General features: G+C 28.1%; 20 protein-coding genes. All 20 read right to left on the bottom strand.

Going from position 1 to position 18,547, the window contains the following annotated elements; genetic code table 11:
- Window positions 1-530: 530 nt before the first annotated feature.
- The 20 genes from CM240_RS04265 to CM240_RS04170 all read right to left on the bottom strand — a co-directional run bounded on the left by CM240_RS04265 (window position 531) and on the right by CM240_RS04170 (window position 18,186).
- On the bottom strand, window positions 531-2,321 hold the full coding sequence (locus CM240_RS04265) for an aminopeptidase P family protein (protein ID WP_044036809.1): 1,791 nt from the start codon (window positions 2,319-2,321) through the stop codon (window positions 531-533).
- A gap of 83 nt (window positions 2,322-2,404) precedes the next feature.
- On the bottom strand, window positions 2,405-2,968 hold the full coding sequence (locus tag CM240_RS04260; protein ID WP_044036807.1) for a beta-class carbonic anhydrase: 564 nt from the start codon (window positions 2,966-2,968) through the stop codon (window positions 2,405-2,407).
- Window positions 2,969-3,068: 100 nt separating this feature from the next.
- Window positions 3,069-3,365, bottom strand: a complete 297-nt coding sequence (locus CM240_RS04255) for an STAS-like domain-containing protein (RefSeq protein ID WP_044036805.1) — start codon at window positions 3,363-3,365, stop codon at window positions 3,069-3,071.
- Window positions 3,349-4,599 (bottom strand): hypothetical protein, encoded by a 1,251-nt coding sequence (locus tag CM240_RS04250; RefSeq protein WP_044036803.1) that lies wholly within the window; start codon window positions 4,597-4,599, stop codon window positions 3,349-3,351. Before CM240_RS04250 ends, CM240_RS04255 begins: the two co-directional genes overlap by 17 nt.
- 252 nt (window positions 4,600-4,851) lie before the next feature.
- Window positions 4,852-5,232: a MerR family transcriptional regulator gene (locus CM240_RS04245; protein WP_044036801.1), complete on the bottom strand. Its 381-nt coding sequence runs from the start codon at window positions 5,230-5,232 to the stop codon at window positions 4,852-4,854.
- 133 nt (window positions 5,233-5,365) lie between these two features.
- Window positions 5,366-5,830 carry a DUF134 domain-containing protein gene (locus tag CM240_RS04240; protein WP_044036799.1) on the bottom strand — a complete coding sequence of 155 codons (465 nt, stop codon included), beginning with the start codon at window positions 5,828-5,830 and terminating at the stop codon, window positions 5,366-5,368.
- A 19-nt stretch (window positions 5,831-5,849) separates the two neighbouring features.
- On the bottom strand, window positions 5,850-6,248 hold the full coding sequence (locus tag CM240_RS04235) for a NifB/NifX family molybdenum-iron cluster-binding protein (RefSeq protein WP_044036796.1): 399 nt from the start codon (window positions 6,246-6,248) through the stop codon (window positions 5,850-5,852).
- A 164-nt stretch (window positions 6,249-6,412) separates the two neighbouring features.
- On the bottom strand, window positions 6,413-7,792 hold the full coding sequence (locus CM240_RS04230; RefSeq protein ID WP_044036793.1) for an MATE family efflux transporter: 1,380 nt from the start codon (window positions 7,790-7,792) through the stop codon (window positions 6,413-6,415).
- Window positions 7,793-8,097: 305 nt separating this feature from the next.
- Complete coding sequence (locus CM240_RS04225) at window positions 8,098-8,580, bottom strand: flavodoxin domain-containing protein (protein WP_044036791.1); 483 nt, start codon at window positions 8,578-8,580, stop codon at window positions 8,098-8,100.
- 67 nt (window positions 8,581-8,647) lie between these two features.
- Window positions 8,648-9,124, bottom strand: coding sequence for a MarR family winged helix-turn-helix transcriptional regulator (locus CM240_RS04220; RefSeq protein ID WP_051483680.1), 477 nt, complete (start codon window positions 9,122-9,124; stop codon window positions 8,648-8,650).
- A 209-nt stretch (window positions 9,125-9,333) separates the two neighbouring features.
- Window positions 9,334-9,642 (bottom strand): nucleoside triphosphate pyrophosphohydrolase, encoded by a 309-nt coding sequence (locus tag CM240_RS04215; RefSeq protein WP_044036789.1) that lies wholly within the window; start codon window positions 9,640-9,642, stop codon window positions 9,334-9,336.
- A 209-nt stretch (window positions 9,643-9,851) separates the two neighbouring features.
- Window positions 9,852-10,871 carry a nucleotidyltransferase domain-containing protein gene (locus CM240_RS04210; RefSeq protein WP_044036788.1) on the bottom strand — a complete coding sequence of 340 codons (1,020 nt, stop codon included), beginning with the start codon at window positions 10,869-10,871 and terminating at the stop codon, window positions 9,852-9,854.
- A 17-nt stretch (window positions 10,872-10,888) separates the two neighbouring features.
- The gene (locus CM240_RS04205; RefSeq protein ID WP_044036787.1) at window positions 10,889-11,539 is read right to left on the bottom strand and encodes a hypothetical protein; all 651 of its coding nucleotides are present in this window, start codon (window positions 11,537-11,539) and stop codon (window positions 10,889-10,891) included.
- Between the two features lie 107 nt (window positions 11,540-11,646).
- Window positions 11,647-12,015, bottom strand: coding sequence for an ArsR/SmtB family transcription factor (locus tag CM240_RS04200; RefSeq protein ID WP_341349773.1), 369 nt, complete (start codon window positions 12,013-12,015; stop codon window positions 11,647-11,649).
- A 21-nt stretch (window positions 12,016-12,036) separates the two neighbouring features.
- Window positions 12,037-12,858 carry an N-acyl homoserine lactonase family protein gene (locus CM240_RS04195; RefSeq protein ID WP_044036781.1) on the bottom strand — a complete coding sequence of 274 codons (822 nt, stop codon included), beginning with the start codon at window positions 12,856-12,858 and terminating at the stop codon, window positions 12,037-12,039.
- Window positions 12,859-12,885: 27 nt separating this feature from the next.
- Window positions 12,886-13,551 (bottom strand): nitroreductase family protein, encoded by a 666-nt coding sequence (locus CM240_RS04190; RefSeq protein ID WP_044036779.1) that lies wholly within the window; start codon window positions 13,549-13,551, stop codon window positions 12,886-12,888.
- A 27-nt stretch (window positions 13,552-13,578) separates the two neighbouring features.
- Window positions 13,579-14,337, bottom strand: coding sequence for a sulfite exporter TauE/SafE family protein (locus tag CM240_RS04185; protein ID WP_044036777.1), 759 nt, complete (start codon window positions 14,335-14,337; stop codon window positions 13,579-13,581).
- A gap of 209 nt (window positions 14,338-14,546) precedes the next feature.
- Complete coding sequence (locus CM240_RS16745) at window positions 14,547-15,014, bottom strand: hypothetical protein (protein WP_051483679.1); 468 nt, start codon at window positions 15,012-15,014, stop codon at window positions 14,547-14,549.
- Between the two features lie 30 nt (window positions 15,015-15,044).
- Complete coding sequence (locus CM240_RS04175; RefSeq protein WP_044036776.1) at window positions 15,045-15,680, bottom strand: hypothetical protein; 636 nt, start codon at window positions 15,678-15,680, stop codon at window positions 15,045-15,047.
- Window positions 15,681-15,735: 55 nt separating this feature from the next.
- A complete protein-coding gene (locus CM240_RS04170) occupies window positions 15,736-18,186 on the bottom strand; it encodes a DEAD/DEAH box helicase family protein (protein ID WP_044036766.1) in 2,451 nt (816 codons plus the stop codon).
- Window positions 18,187-18,547: the final 361 nt, after the last annotated feature.

The raw sequence follows: 18,547 nt of genomic DNA, 5'->3' as shown, positions 1-18,547 counted from the left end.
TGATAAAAAAATAGAGTTATTTTCACAATAAAATTCAATTTCTATCATGAAAACAACTCTTATACATACACTTCTTATTAATCTATAATATTAGTCTCTATCTATAAACGTTACTCCCTTTATACCATTATACCTATATATTAATGTATAGATTGAAGTGTATTATAAATAAAATACAATTCGGTGACTATCATTATATAACTTGTCCTTTAATTATAATTGAATTGTCACTTAACTTCTTTAAAATGATATCATATACAATCTAAAAAGTTTGTCGTTTGTTGTCTTTTTACCATTAATATTTTATTTTTTTTTATTCAATTCTTTTTATTTTATGAAATTATATATTTTTTTCTTATAATTCCTTATTATTACATAAGTATAATTTATATATTTCTCTCACTTCTAAATAGAAAAACTGCTGTAAAACTAATCAGTCTTACAGCAGTTAATAAATGTACTTTAAATTTGCGAAAAAGAGTTTGTTCTATTATATATATCGATAGAACCTAACTATTTTTTATAGCTAATTATATACTTCTTGTATATTTCTTTAGCCAAATGTTTTCTTCTTCTGTCATGTATGGAGAAAGTTTTTCATATACCATAGCATGATAATCATTTAACATTTTTATTTCTCTTTTTGACATTAGCGTCGGATCAATAGCATCCAAATCTATTGGTGCATATGTTATAGTTTCGAAATCCATGAATTGACCATATTCATTCTTTTCTGCTTTTCTACATACTAACTCATTTTCAATACGTATACCATGGCTACCTTCTATATATACTCCTGGTTCATCAGTAGTTACCATACCTTCTTCTAAAATGCAACTGTCATTACGTTCTGGTACTACTTTCCATCTAAATCCATTAGGAGCTTCATGTACATTTAGTAAAAATCCTACTCCATGACCTGTGCCACATTTATAGTCTATTCCTAACTCCCAAAGTGGACCTCTTGCAAGTATATCTAAATTCATACCTCTACAACCATAAAGGAATTTTGCATTTGCAAGATTAAGCATACTACGAGTTACTGTTGTAAAATGTAACTTTTCTTCATCACTTATTGGTCCTAATGCCATGGTACGTGTAATATCTGTAGTTCCTTCAAAGTATTGTCCTCCTGAATCAACAAGGAAAAGACCTTCTTCTTTTAACTCCGCTGCTGTCTCTTCTGTAGCTGAATAATGCATCATTGCTGCATTAGCCTTATATCCAGCAATGGTTGGAAAACTTAATTCTATAAATCCATCCTGAGCTCTCCTACAATTTTCAAGATAATCACTAGCAGATATCTCAGTTATTTTTATCTTTCCAATGTTAGTTTTTAACCAATACATAAATTTAGTAAAAGCTACGCCATCTTTTATATGTGATTTTCTTAAATTTTCAATTTCCACTGAATTTTTTATAGCTTTAGCAAAGGTAGTTGGATTCATCTCATCAACAATGGTAATCCCTTTTGGTAAAGTTTCAGTTAACGTATAATTTACCTTATTAGTATCTAATAATACCGTTGCATCAGAACTTATATTTTTAACATCTTCATATATATCATTGTAATCTTTAATTGTAACTTTAGCTGAAGCTAAATACTTAACAATTTCATCATTAAGTACAGCTTTATCTACATATAGTGTAGCATCTTCTTTAGTAATTATTGCATAAGATAACACCACCGGATTGCACTCTATATCATTTCCACGAATATTGAAAAGCCATGCAATATCATCTAAGGAAGTTAGTATATGTATATCAGCATTCTTTGCTTCCATAACTTTACGTAAATCTTTTAACTTATCTATAGCTTCTTTACCTGAATATTTAACAGGAAGTAAAAATGCCGGTTTCTTTGAAATTTCAGGACGATCATTCCATATTAAATCTACTAAGTCTTCCTGATGTTTTATATTAATATTTTTTCCTTCAAGAGCTTCTTTAATATCTACAACAGATTTAGTATTCATTACACGACCATCAAAACCAATGCAACCATTTTCTTTAACGTTATCTGCTAAGAATTCTTTAACTGTTGGAACTCCTTCCTCACCCATTGGGAATAGCTTAAAACAACTTCCTTTTATCTCATTAGCTGCTTGAATAAAGTATCTTCCATCAGTCCAAAGGCCTGCAATATCTTTTGTAATTACAACAATACCTGCTGAACCTGTGAATCCAGAAATAAATTTTCTTGCCCTAAAATAATCTCCAACATATTCTGATTCATGAAAGTCTGATGTTGGAATTATATATGCATCTATTCCTCTTTCATTCATTAAAGAACGTAAAAATTCAACATTTTTATTTATCATCTGTTCTCCCCTCCTAGAATAAAATTCTTTCAAGATTATTATATCATTAATGAAATATATGTGATGTAATTCGAAATAAATAATTATTTTTCATATCCATTTATATGTACATCAAGTTTACCTGTTGCAGGATCAATAATAAGCCCATGAATAGCAACACCTTCTGGCATTAATGGATGATTTTTTATCATATTCACACTATCTTCAATAGATTTTTCTACTGAATCAAATCCATGAAGCCATCCTTTAACATCAATTCCCCCGTTAGCAAGAGTATTTAGAGTCTCTTCTGAAATTCCTCTATCCTTTACCTTTTGTAATAGTCCTTCAGTATTTAAATTACACATCCCACATCCACTATGACCAACAACAAAAACTTCATCTGCATTAAACTCATACACAGCAACAATTATACTTCTCATAATACTTCCAAAAGGATGCATTATAGCAGCTCCTGCATTCTTTATTAATTTTGCATCACCATTTTTTATATTTAACGCTCTTGGAAGTAAATCTGTAAGTCTAGTATCCATGCAAGATAAAATTACCATCTTTTTCTTAGGATTTTTAGATGTTTCATATTTCTCATATTCTTTATTTTCTACAAAATTTTTATTAAATTCTAAAATTTCCTCTAATTTACTCATATTTTTAGCCCCCAATTACCTTTTTTTAGTTATATTGATTATAACAAAAGGAAATAACTGATATATAGTTATTTCCTTAAACTTATTAAAATATTAACATTTATGCTGCTTCCATTGCATTTAATATAACTAACTTTAGCAATTCTACATCACCTTTATCAGTTATATTTTTTATTTTTAACCTATTATTTAATTTTTCTTTTCCATAATTCTTGTAAAGCTTCCCTATTGCATTATTAAGGAAAGCTGTAGTAATAAGTTTCAATCCAGAAAAATCTAACAAAATTTCTGCTTCACTTTTATCAAGGCTAGTGGCTATTTCATCAAAAATTAAATCGCCTTGTTCATTCTCTGAAGCAACTTTAGAACCAATAATATCTTTAATTACTAAATTCATGGCGTTCCCTCCCTTTAATAATACACTCATTTCTAATGTCTATAAGAATATTATATACCAAATATATATGCATTTGACCCACACTGATTTCAAAATATTTTTTATCGTCTATAGTTATATCTGAAAAATCATAATCTAGCTTTTCTCCAAGTAAATAATAATCACGATAATTTTGATCTTCATCTAATACCTTTATGGAGTCACACAATTCTTTTACCTGATCTATAGTTATAATCTTTATATGATTTTGACTTATAGGATTAGAAATTTTAAACTTGCTATATAACTCACTATCATAAACATGATTTCTACAAAAGTTTGTAAATATTGCTACGTTATCTTTATATGCACTTTTATGTAACCTGTCATTATCTTTATTTTTCAATTTAGTAGAACAATAAATTATACCATTAAAGTTATTTTCTTTTGCTATTTGAGCTAACATTTGTGGTAATACATATTCTTCACAAAATGAGAACTTTCTATGCTCCTGACGTTTTTCAAAAGTACAAATTGATGATAGTATAAACTTAAAAAACTTCTCTTTGATATTATTATATCCCAACGGAAAACTATCGTCACCATTAACAAGAATATTTTCTAGTGGATCTTCTTGAAAATATTCGTAGAAGCTATTTCTTAAATCTAATACATTAAATCCTACCTTCATTTTATATGCACACAATTTTATATTTCTATAGTCATAATAATTATTATCTAACTCAGCTAATATATCTAATACTGAAAATCCTAGATATAATAATGGCTGTCCTGTTAAACTATATCTTTGATTTCCAATTAAATACCTTTTATTAAAAGGTATATGAAACATGTCAAAAGGAGTTAATATAGATTCACATTGTCTTCCTCTAAATAATATATTATTACTTAAATCATATTTAAACTGCTTATAATTTATACTATCTAATATTTCTTCAAAATTTTTTAAAGCTTCTTTACCTTTAGAATCAATCCACATTATATATACTGATAAAACCTTATTAAAAAATTCTTCAATTTCTCCTATTGGAATATCATTTATAAACTCTATTACCTTACTAGTTTTTTTATTTATACTTTTTATATCATTATCCTTTCTTCTCATTAATATCATTTCTGAAATAAATGAATCTCTGTATTTTTCTATAGCTTCTTCATAAGTTTCACTTTGAACTTGTGCCAAATTTCTTAAACCTTCCTGATAGCTATCATGAAGAAAGTCAATAATATTCACCGCTACTATTTCACCACCTATATTACCTACAAGTTACTATTTTTATTACTGTCCTATTAACAAATTTTTAATCAAAATATTTTATTATATTAATATTATACCACTTTTTACCACATATAAAGTAAACTTATTTCATAATTCACCACTACTTATCTAGAACAGGTGCTAATATGATAAAAATACATAAAATAAAGAGGCTATTACACAATATTTAGTTAAATTATTGTATAATAGCCTTTTAATCTATTATCATTAAAATTTTTTAAGCTTAGACTCACATTTTAATAATTTATCTTCATAACCATAGATTTTTTTATCAAGATATGCTAATGTATTTTGCATTTCTTCAATTTTATCAGCAAGTTGTTTCCTTTGTTCTATTAACAATTCCTTTCTTAGGTGAATTGTTTCCTCGCCCTTTTGAAACAAAGCAACATACTCAATAAGTACTTCAATAGAAAGTCCTGCACTTCTCATACATTTAATAAAACTTATCCAATTACAATCTTCTTCAGTATAATCACGATTTCCACTTTTATTCCGATTAACCTTTGGAAGTAAACCAATTCTCTCATAATACCGCAATGTATCTGCTGTTAATCCAAATTTTTCACTGACCTCTGTAATAGTCAAGCTACTCATCTCCCTTCATAAAAGTATTGTTTTCTTTTACTATATATACTGTAGCACTTGGAGTTAACTCTAAGTCAAGAAAAAATATGTCACGTAGATCTTATTTTTAAAATAAAATTCCACGTGACATATTTTACAGATTAATTTTTGAACATTTACTGCAAAATTTATTTTTACATTGCTTTAGACAACTAATCTTTGTAGACTTACATGTTGGACAGGTATATTCTCCATCTTTTATTTGCTGTAAGTTTTCAAAACTCTCATTCCACTTATGATTGCAAAAGTTACATTTAACATTACATATATTTTTTGTATAGTTGCCTCCTTGTATATGAATTGCTTTCCCATTAATTATACTATCGGCAATCTTCTCTCTTGCTGATAATAAAATTCTTTGAAATGTTGGTCTTGAAACCTCCATTTTTTCAGCACATTGATATTGTTCAAATCCTTCTAGATCTTTTAATCTAATTGCTTCTAACTCTTCTAGTAATAAAATATTTTCTTCTAGTTTTTCTATACCTTTTTCTGATGGAATAAAATGAGAAACCACCGGCTCACACTCTATCCTCCTCAGCTTCGTTGGTCTTACCATATTAAGTACACCTCATCAATTAACAACTATGATTACCACAACCATGCTCGCCACATACATGACCATCATTTTTATGTTCTTCATCATGATGGCTACAACTTACATCCGGATTAAAATCAAGTTTTTCAGATAACAACGCTTTAACTGCTTTATCAGCATTTCCCTTTACTCCGCCATATAACTTAATTCCTGATTCCTCAAGAGCTGCCTTTGCACCTCCTCCAATACCGCCACAAATTAATGTGCTAACATCATTCTTAGCTAAAAATGTAACTAACTCTCCATGACCACTTCCATTAGTATTTACAACTTCTTCATCTAAAATTTTATTATCTATTACATTATAAATTTTAAATTGATTAGAATGACCAAAATGTTGAAAAATTTCTCCATCATTATATGTTACCGCAATTTTCATTTATATTTCCCCTTTCGTCTATTATAATATAAATTATAAATCATTTTGAGCATATGTCAATAACCATATAATTACACTGTCTTTTCACTTAATTTTTCCCATAAAAAAAGAACTGAAGCATAATGTTAAATGATTTGTTATGCACCAGTCCCCCATTATTAATATTACAACATACTTACTTTTTTCTTATTTATATTTTTCATAAAAAATACTGCAAAGATAAGTGATAAAACTTCAGCTAGTGGAATTGTAGTCCAAATTAACCATGTATAATCACTACATTGCCTTGCTACAATAGAAAATCCCCATGCAACAGGTAGTACAAAAATAATTTGTCTTAAAACAGAAATAACTAGCGATGGGACACCACTATCCAAGGCTTGAAATATTCCTTGAAATGCAATATTAGCACCAGCAAATACAAAGCTAACAGATATAATACGAATGGCATCAATACATAAACTTTGTGTTTCCCCTGATAAACCAAAAACTTTAGAAAACGGAATTGCAAATATCTCTAATACTAAAGTACCAACAATCATAATGATAAAGGTATACATCATACCATATTTTATTCCATCTTTAACACGTGTCCTACTTTGCATACCATAATTAAAAGATATAATTGGTGTGATAGCATCTCTAAGTCCAAATGCAGCAAACAGTACAAATTGTTGAATTTTATAATATAAACCATATGCCGTAACTGTATTTTCACTTATAGTACCAAATATAATATTAAGTCCATATGTCATAACTGATGTAAGCACTTGTGCAATAATTGCAGGTAACCCAATAGCATATATTTCTTTTATAATTCCAGTTGAAGGTTTCATATAATGTAAGCCATTTTTGATTTCCTTATTATATTTTATATGAAATGTAAGTGCTACAACTAAAGATACAACTTGTCCTATTACAGTAGCATAAGCTGCTCCTTTTACACCGAACTTAGGTATTCCTAATAACCCATAGATTAATATTGGATCTAATATAATATTAGTAATTGCCCCAGCTATCTGTGCTATAGTTGAAAATATAGATTTTCCAGTAGATTGCAATAGCTTTTCAAAGATTGAAAAGAATACAATACCAAATGATGCTACGCAACATATTCTTAAATATTCTACTGCCATTTCTGAAATCAATACATTAGATGTTTGAGTAGAAATATAAGCTTTTACCCCTAAAAATCCAAATAGTAGAAACACAATATAAATTACTACAGCAAGAAAAATAGCATTACCAGCTACTTTGCTTGCTTTTTCTCTATTATTTTGTCCCAAACTTTTTGCAAGAAGAGCATTGGCTCCAACACCTGTACCTATTCCGATAGCTACTATCACCATCTGTATTGGAAAAGCTAGTGTTAATGCATTTATAGCTGCTTCTCCATTGACATCCATATTAGAAACAAATGCGCTATCTACAATATTATAAGCTGCTTGTAGCATCATAGATAAAATCATCGGAATACCCATTGACAACATTAGCTTATTTATAGGCATTATTCCTATTTTATTTCTTGTTTGTTTTTCTTCCATGTTTCGTCCTCCTTTGTTGTCTAAAAAGTTACTTGCATAAAAAAAAGGCGTAAATCCATATCTGGATTTACGCCTTTGGCTACTCGATATAATAATTTTATCAAAAATTTTTTCTTAGTGTCAATAATAAATTCAATCTTTACATGTCTTTTAAAAATAATCTACAATAAAATTCACCACTACTTGTCTATCTATATGATTTTTCATAAATTTTTCCTTTACTATATATACTGTAGCACTTAGAGTTAACTCTAAGTCAAGAAAAAAATATATCACGTAAATCTACGTGATATATTTTTATAATCTTACTTTTTATCAAAATAATTTATTAATGGAGTAATATATTTCTTATCAGATATATCAAAAGAAGATACTGCCTCTTGTTCTGATTTATTTTCTTTTTTAGCCACAGACTTTCTTATTTTCTTCAACATAAAACGAACTATGAAATTCAGCTTTTCAAATCTAATGCCACCTGGCATATAGAAAAATGATTTTTCTTCAATATTATTTTGTTTTAAAATTTGGTTTTTCAATTCTTCACTATACAATGAAGATCCCACAGCAAACACAACTAATTTTTTAGGCTTTAACTGTTTTATTTTATCTAGTCCACTTATATTACTTGCCATAATCCAACCACCAAAAATCACATATTCATAGTCTGATATATTGATTGTTGATACCTTATTAATATCTATAGCTTTAATACCCATTTCTTCTGCAATCCACTCTGCATATTGTTTTGTGAACCCCGTTGAACTCTTATAAATTACAATTGATTTCATTTCCTATTATCCTCCCTCAATTAATTAAAAAACTATACTTAAAATGCATATCTAATCCAGCTAAATACTACTTCATTTTCTTTAACTGATTATCTAGCTGTAATATTGTCTTTATTGTAATATCTAGATCATTTTTATCGACATTCTGAAATAACTGATTTATAAACTCTGCACTGGCTTTCTCATACTTCTTATTAAATTTATCTGTTTTGTTTGTAAGGATAATACGTTGCTTCCTTTTGTCCTTTTCATCTGGCACAAATTTTAAAAATCCTAACTTCTCAAGTTTTAATAGTATCTGCTTTATATTCTGATGAGAACTTCCCATCATTTCAGAGATATCCTTTATTGTTGGTGGTGTTTCAAAAAAACCTATGCAAATAATAAGAAAGCATTGTTTCCAACTAATTTCTTCAAAAAATCTATCTCCCGCTGCTTGAAATCTATTCATAAATTCATTAAGCAATCCCACTAGAAAAAAAGATTTATCCATATCTCCAAAATTTAATACACTATCATTATCTTCCGATATTATATACTTCATATTTCACCTCAACAAAAATAGGTAATATATTACCCTTTATATGTAATATATTACCTATTTAAACTTTTGTCAATATCCTTAGCAACATTATCTATACCATTATTTCACATGGTAATATATATGTAATAACTCATATTAGCATCTGTTCTAGCAAAGTAGTGGTGGAATTTACATAAAAACGCCACGTAAAATCTTACGTGACGTAAATATTAATATGTACGATTCAAAACTATTCCTTCCTTAAACCCACCTCTAGCTTTAAGTTTTTCCTCTCTCTTTTTAAGTAAATCTTCCTCACTAAATCCAAGCTCATTAGCTAATCCAAATAATACTTCCATAACATCGGCTAATTCTTCTAAGTTGTCATCTTCTAAATATTCATTAACTTCTTCCATTAGTTTTGCTCTTAATAATTCTTTTTTCTCTTCTCCTGAAACTATTATAGTATCGCAATTCTTTCCATCAGCTTTTATTATTTCAGGTATTTTATCTCTTACTAACTTATTGTATGTTTTCATTTTCCTCTACTCCTCTAATACTTAAATATTAGTTAAGTAAATTATACCATCAACATCTTTTATAGAAAATCAAATAATAAAAATACGTAACTTTTTGTATATCTTTTGGTAATATATATGTAAAAACTCATATTAGCATCTGTTCTAGCAAAGTAGTGGTGGATTTTACTCAAAAAACGTCACGGAAAATCTTACGTGACGTACACTAATTATATTTTATTTGATACTACTTTTTCATTAACATTAATCATGAATTCTTCAATTTCTTTAATGTTTGGTTCATTTGGTAATGATGTATTTTGGGAAGCATAATCTAATCTTTTCTCATAATCATCTATCATTTCATAAAATTCTTCTTTAAAACTTCCATCACTATTTTGATATTTTCCATTTCTAATACTTAATAATAATTTCTGTTCATTTTCACGGTATGTGTTGATTTCCTCTTTTTCTAAAATATCAATAGCCATCATGAATAATCTTATCAAATGCATTGCATGTTTATTAAGATGATTATCATCTTTTTTATTATTACGTTTTCCTGCTCTATCATAATCCTTAACAATATTATTCATCTCAGCCCAAATATTTTTGTAATCTCGTAAAGGATAGTGTTTTAAATTAGCATCGACAAAAATTTCTTTCTTCATATCTGTTTTATTGGATTCATCGATATATATCTTTAAAGAACCTTCCTGAAACTCTTGATATCTATCATTAAAAGTATTCATAGCATTTTTCACCGAATTATATATATGCTTTTCCTTCTCTTCCTGTGGATATGAATCTCTTGCTAGAGCATTTTGTAGTCTTCTTAGTTGTGCACTGGCATATCCTCCAAATGATTGTATAGCTCTTTTAGATAAAAAAAGCTTTTTATTATTAATTAGCTCTTTTCCAATATCATTTAAATATAAATAATGCTCTTGTTTTAACCCTAATAATTCTATGGTATTAGGATTGCAGTTTAATAATAGGTTAATTATTTTGTTAAAAGAATAAATACATGTATCAGTATTATCATCGACATATTGTTCAAAATAAGTCATTCCTATTAAGTCGGACTTTCTATTAAGGGTAATGCCCCTTATATCAATATCACTATTTTCATTATTAGTACCATAAGAATAACTACCGGCTAGCCCTAGCATAATAATATTATTTCCAAGATGTTCATTAGTTCTTAGAAATGCGTACTCCGCGCTATTCAATAATTTATTGAAATCCATATTTTCACCTATCCTTATTATTTACTATCTAATTTTTCATAAGTTAAAAATAATTCTGTCGTTTCTAAATACTTTATATTAATATTTGCCTCAGGATATTTTTCTTTTAGTTTATCTAATTCATAATATTGTGTACTATTTAATTCAATAGATAAATCCTTGCTTATATCTATATAATATTCAGTTGTACTTCTAGTACTAAATTTTGATGAATAAATTTTACACTTACTAATATTTATATTTACACTTTTATAATTATCTTCCCACATATCTGACACATTAAAACAAATAAGTAACATCTGCCATATAACCATTATTACTATAATAATTTTACCTATTACTTCTAGATATCTCTTTCTTTTATGAAATTTACGTAATGGATCATTTAGCCATTCTACTTTGTCATAATTTATAAACTGATTACCGATTAAAATAACACAAATAGAGTAGATAATACAATCAATAACCGCTCCGTAAACATTAACATATATAGAATCATGAAATTTATCTTTAAACATCTCATTTAGTAAACACTCGCTACCCTTAGCACTAGCATAAATAGCTATAAAAATTAATACTATTAATAAACCTATGGGAATCTCCCTAATCCTTTTGTCTTTTTTTCTTTCCCCAACGTAATATGTTTTATTTTTCTTTCTAAAAATCATTTTTATGTCCCTATCCCTTAAACAATATTAATTAAATTATAATACATTTTATGTAAAATAAAAGTAGTAATTATATAATTACTACTTTAAATCTATAACTATTTTTATTACCACGGTTCTTCTTTTCTTGAATCATTTTCCTTAATATCGCAAGCTGCTTTATATATAAGTTGTACCAGTTCTAAAATCCTCTTCCATTGACTTTGGTCTGCATCTACAAAATAGTAGTTCTTTGTTCCTTCTCTTCTCATATTAATTATTCCAGCTTCTTTTAATATCTTTAAATGATGAGAAACTGCTGGTCGTGATAAATTTGTTTTTTCTGTAATCTCACCAACTCTTATTCCTCTACAGTCACTTTCTAATAATGCCAGAATAATTTGCTGTCTCGTTTCATCACCTAAGGCTATAAAAGCACCTTTGCATTTCTTAAATTCACTGGCTATTTTACTCATCCTAAATTTACATTTTCTCACGACATCCACCTCTTATTTTTCTTATAAGGTAATAACATGTGGCTCAACTTCATCATCATGTGTTGCGAGGATTTCTTTGCAATTCTTATCTTTTGACATAGCATGAACCCATTTTAATGATGCCATAGCTCTTTCTCTATCTTTAGCTATTCCAGGAAGTTTTAGCTCCTGCCATGATTTATGATTATAACAACTATCAGAAGTAATAATAATAAACTTTCCATTGTTTCTAACCATTACACCCATGGTGCCATTAGAATGTCCAGAAACATCAACTAATAATACACTTTCATCTCCAAATAAATCATAACTTTTCTTAAATGGTCCGAAATTTGAAGTCTTCATCTTAACCGGTTCAATATTAATACCTTCCCATAATGATGGATTATATCTTATATCACCTTTTTTAATTGCTTCTAGTTCACCTTCACTAGCGCAAATATGTTTAGCATCTTTAACTAATTTAACTCCACTAACATGATCTACATCTAAATGTGTAAGGAATACATAATCTAAGTCTTCTGGTTTTATACCTAACTTTAATAGTTGTTCATCCACTGCCTCACCTTTAGGTAATATTGCTTTACTAGCAAGATTTAGTTTCCAACTCATATGCTTTTTTTGATTTTCTCTTACATCACTATGCCATCCAGTATCAATTAATACTTTTCCCTTGGGATGTTCAATTAAGTAAACATAAACAGGAATCCAAACACGATGTTTATTACCTCTTAAAATTCCAGTATAGGCATAAGGATTCTTGGATTTGCTTCTATCTGTTATAGTTTCATCAGTTCCTACAGTTCCACATTGTAATACATGAATTTTTATTTCCTTATCCATAACTTTTCTCCTTTGTTATTTACAATCCTAATCCCATATAAAGTTTTCTTTTCCTGCTGCAACTTCAAAATGATACTTAACTATTCCTAAATCTATTTTTGAATAGAATGCCATTTTATCTTTAAGTTTTACTTTATTACCATTTAAGTAAAACATGAATTTTTGTTGATTCATTGCTGTTGGTGCTAATGTTGCTGCCTCCATTCCTCTCTTGAACCAATCTGGCATTTCTCCTTCACAAGTAGATAATTCTTCGATTTTTTTGCTTTTATGTGCTATACCTGCTGTAGCTCCATAGCCAATAGCAATAACAATATGTAATTTTTCATCACTCTCTATTTTACATGGACTTTTTCCTTTACTATATGTCATTGCCACCCAGCAAGTATTTAAACCTAACTCTTGAGCCTTTAATACTATTTTTTCTCCATAGTACCCAATCTTCTCTTGTAGATCCTTACTCTTTTTCCCTACAATTGCAATATAGTTATTAACATTATTAAACTTTCCATAATGTGCTAAAAATGAATCAAATGCCTTAGGCTCATCAAAACATCCTTGTATATTAAGACCACTTTCCTTATTACATTCTTCAATACATTGTAATAATTTAGCCTTTGTTTCCCCTTCAATTTTTTTATCAAGATAACTTCTTACTGAATGTCTTGCCTTCATAATTTCTAATATATCCATAACTTCATCTCCCTATAGATTTATAATTTATGCAACAAACATCACAATTCCTAATAAGGTCAATATGATCCCCGTTACTCTATTTAATTTTTTTACATCAGCTTTATTAGCCCATCTTGCACCAATTCGTGCCCATATAAATGTAAATAGGATACATAATAGCATTATCTTTAAATCTGGACTTCCTCCGATATAAAAATGTGACAAAGCTCCTGTTAATGCTGTAAATGTCATAATAAATACACTTGTTCCTACTGCCATCTTAAGTTCATATCCAAGAAATCCTGTTAGTACTAAAAGAAGAAGCATTCCTCCTCCTGCACCAACAAACCCACAGACAAATCCGATTAATATCCCACAAAGAATTGAATTTACAATTTTCTTTTTTTCACTGCTTTCTTTCATATTATCTTCAGTATTCATTATTGGACGAAAAATAAATTTTAATCCAACTATTAAAGTCATTATTTTTGAGAAATTACCCATAGCGTGATTAGGTACTAATGATGCTAGAAAACTTCCTACAAAAGTGAAAATTAACACAGATATCAACATCACTATCCCATTCTTCAAATCTATATTTTTATTATGTCCATATGTATATGCTGATACAGCCGAAGCAAGTACATCTGAAGCTAATGCTATACCAATAGCTTCATAGGCAGGAACTTTTAAAAATGTAATCAACATAGGCGAAACAACTGCTGCCGCCGAAAGCCCTGCTAATCCTGTCCCTAGTCCTGCTCCCAGTCCTGCTATAAAGGTAACTAATATTATAGTCCACATTGATTTACCTCTTCCCCCTTTTGTATTGTCTCATTAGTTTAAACTTTTAAATCATTATAGCATAACGATTGTATTATTTTTCAATGGTAAAGAAAATCGATACCATTGATTTTCTTTATGCCTTTAAATTCAAGTAATGACATATAAATTTTCTGCAAAATAAATAAAGTTGCTACACTAATATAATTTTGTGTAACAACTTTAATAAATTATCCTTCTATCTTAATTATCTTTATTCTAAATGGCTTAATTAATTCTACTAATGCACTATTGTCACCATAAGGATATGACCAAGGATCAAAATATATTCTAGCAACATTAGCTTTAATAATTCTACAGCCTAATATTTCATATTCACCATTACTAATTGCATCTAATACTGATTCTAAATCCCAATTAATTTTCAAACCAATATCACATTCTCGTTGTTCTTTTGGTATAGAGTAATATTTTCCCCAGAATTCCTTATTCTCTGCATCAGTAGGCCACCAGAAATACTCTAATTCTTCATTAGTGTAAAAATCCATAACATTTATGTCATCCCCATTTAATCTTTCTGCTTTCTTTTCTCGCCTTACATAGTTAATAAGATTGTTAATTCTTCTAAATGTATTATTATCTTTATAACTAAATTCAATATAAAAATCTGATTCTGTAATTTCCCCTTTATTACTCATTGTATTCCTCTTTTATAATGTTCATTAAAATTAAATGTCCTTTATACTATTAATTGACTCTTCTAATGTTTTAATAAGCTTAGATTTAATTTTATCTGGAAACATTTCTTTTATTTCAGTAAGTAACATATTACTTTTATTTTTAATCTCTTGCTGAAACTCTGTAGCTGTTATGAAATTTTCTTTAAAACTAGTTTCCTCCATCTTAACATCTCTGAAAAAAATCTCACCACTTTTTAAAACTACTTCTTCTTTAATAGGTTTGGTATCCATTAATGGGCCGCTTACACAATCTATATCTTCCATACCTTCAATCTTATGATATACTTCTCTTAATTCTCTAACCTTAATAAGATTATTAGACTTAGTTAATTCTATCCACACAGGTGCTTCAATTTCAGAAAACATTACATAATTATTACTTACTAATAACTTTGCCGCTTTAATAAGATTTCTAAACCATAAAGTTACCCACTCATCTTGAAAGCATCCTACTTCATACATTTCTTCAGTTATTTCACCTTCAAAAGTCTCTCCAATCTTACTTCCATTAAAATTTAGTTCAATAATTCCTTCTAAGTCATCATATTCCTTATCAAATTCTTCTAAAGACATTGAATTAATTTCGTTCATATCTAGAACTAATCTATATTTGATTTCAAACATATTAACCTATCCCCCAATGTTTATTCTAAACTTGTTATTTAAAATAATATTTCCTCTAAGCCTCATTATCAAATCTCATCTTATAATACTCCACTGTTCTAAAATCAATTATATCTTTAAAATGACCTAAAAATTCTTCATTGTTAATATATGATTCTAGTGATTTTGATAGATAAAATTTATCATTTTCAAAGGTAAAGAATTCTCCATGGGTTTTGCATAAAGCATTTATTGGATTATCTTTGGCTAATTTATAATATTTATCATAATTCCATAACTTATAGTCTTCTGTTGATTTATGCTTTTTCATATCTATGCCGTTAGAACCGTAACTATAAAAATTCCTAAAAGATTTTGCTATATCACTTTTATCAAGTTTCATTATCATATTTCCATCGTTATAGAATGCTAATAATAATGGCATTTTATATGTTTTACTCATAGCTGTAGTTTCTATTTGCACTAAAAATCTGTGAGCTACAGTATCTAGCAATGGCGACTCTTCTCCCATTTCACTTAGAAATGATATGTAATCTTTAAATATATTTTCTTTAGATTTTGCTTTGAGGTTTATATATAAGTCATCTTCCATTTGTAAAAAGAATTCTTTTCTATTGGGAGTATGTCCTAATTCTTCTTTTACTCTTAAGAATTCATCTCTTATCCATGTTTTAATATTTCTTGATCTGCTGTATTCTTCTTTAAAAATATCTATAAGTTTAAAGTCGAAATCTACTAAGCACCCGTCGGGATAATCATCCACTTGAGGATTTACAAATCTATTTCCACTACTTCTTTTTCCGTCTTCGCCTTTTAATAATAACGGCACTAAATTAACTTTTTTATATTTGCCTATAAAATCTAGTACATTGAGATATTTTTTATCTTTTGATTTTCTAAGACCTCTTCCTAATTGTTGCAAAAATACTGTTGATGATTCTGTAGGTCTTAAAAACATTACCATATCTATTGATGGTATATCTAATCCTTCATTAAACATATCGATAGAAAATATTACTGAGATTTCTCCTGATGCTAATTTTTCTATAGCTTCGTTCCTATTATATTTTCCACCACTATAAACAGCTACAGCTTTAACTCCTTGATCTGCAAAATACTCTGCCATATATTCTGCATGAGTTTTTGATGTACAGAATCCTAATGCTCTTTTACTATCAAATTTTCTATAATGATTATAAACTAAATCCGCTCTTTCCTTTTTACTTAATGCTTTTTCTAGTTGTGTTTCATTATATTTTCCTCTTGAATAATCAATACTGTCATAATCTACTGTATTATCGTAAATACCATAATATCTATATGGACAAAGGATATCTTTTTCTATAGCCTCTTTTAATCTAATTTCATAAGCAACATTATAATCACAAATTGCAAAAACATCTTTGTTATCCATTCTTTCTGGTGTTGCCGTTATTCCAAATAAAAATTTAGGTTTAAAATAATCTATTATCTTTTTATAATTACTAGCAGTAGCATGATGAAATTCATCTATGATAATATAATCAAAATCATCTTTATTAAAATACTTATCATTTAAATATTCTTTTTTACCTAAAGTTTGTACTAATGCAAAAACTACATCGTTGTCCTTATCTTTTGTATTACCATAAAAGTATCCATAGGTAGAGGTTTCGCCTCTTACATTTCTGAAACTTTTATATGCTTGTTTTAATATTTCTTCTCTATGTGCTACAAAAAGTACTTTCTTATATTCTTTTGAGTCAAAAGCTGCAAGATATGTTTTACCAACACCAGTTGCAGCAACTACTAATGCTCTATCAAAACCTTCTTCCCTTGTGGCTTTTAAATTGTATAAGCATTGTAGCTGTGTGTCAGTAGGTGTGTATAAATCTATAACATTAGTATCTTCCTCAACATCATCAACAACAATACGTCTCTTTCTCCAAGTTTTTGCATATTCATTAAGCTCTTTTCTTCCTATTATAGTAGAGTGATTTAAAAACAAATCATCAAAAGTTCTTTCTAAATAATCAAAATCTTCTGGTGACGTACTTTTATCAATCCTGTAATTCCATTCAATAGCATCAGTAAGTGCCGCTCTAGACATATTAGATGATCCTAAATAAATTTCTCCACCTTCACTATTTTTGAAAATATAAGCCTTCGGATGAAATGATTTATTCTTAACATTATAAAATCGCAAATCTATCTTATCTCCAAAGTTATATTTTAATGATGTAAGAGCTTTAGGCTCTGTTATATTAAGATAATTACCTGTTAATATTTTTATATTAACTCCCCTATCAACTAATTCTCTAATATCATCTTCTAATAACTTAACACCGGTATCTTTTAAAAATGCTACGATTATTTTAACTTCTGTAGCTTTTTTAAAGGCTTGTCTAAGTTTTGGTAATAGATGATTAGTTTCTCCTGTGATGCAATTGTTATTTATGTCTTTAAATTTAATGTTATCTATAGCTACTTCGCTAGCTATAATATTCTTGGCATCAACATTTCCCATTGTTTTCTCCTATCTAAATATTTTCTACTTATATTATAAAATAAATTTTTCAAATTTACCCTTTATGATATCTAAATCGCCATATATATATCACATTGTTTTTAATGTTTTCAAAATTTTAATTATTATATCTTTTTATGGTAATTAATTCCATTCCTAAACTTATTAAATAATTTATTCTATGGAACCATTACATAATTTTTATTACTACTACATAATTAAAATTCACTTTTTTAATGTATATCTTTATAAAATCCATTTTAACTTACATTTAATCTCTCAACAATTATGAGTATCAAAATTATACATATTTAATCAAATATTGTATACTGTATTTATTAAGCAAAATATTGTTATAAGG

The sequence above is a fragment of the Clostridium bornimense genome (genome assembly GCF_000577895.1).
GTDB lineage: Bacteria > Bacillota > Clostridia > Clostridiales > Clostridiaceae > Clostridium_AN > Clostridium_AN bornimense.
The sequence above is the reverse complement of the archived record's forward strand: the minus strand, read 5'-3'. Positions and strand labels throughout refer to the sequence as shown.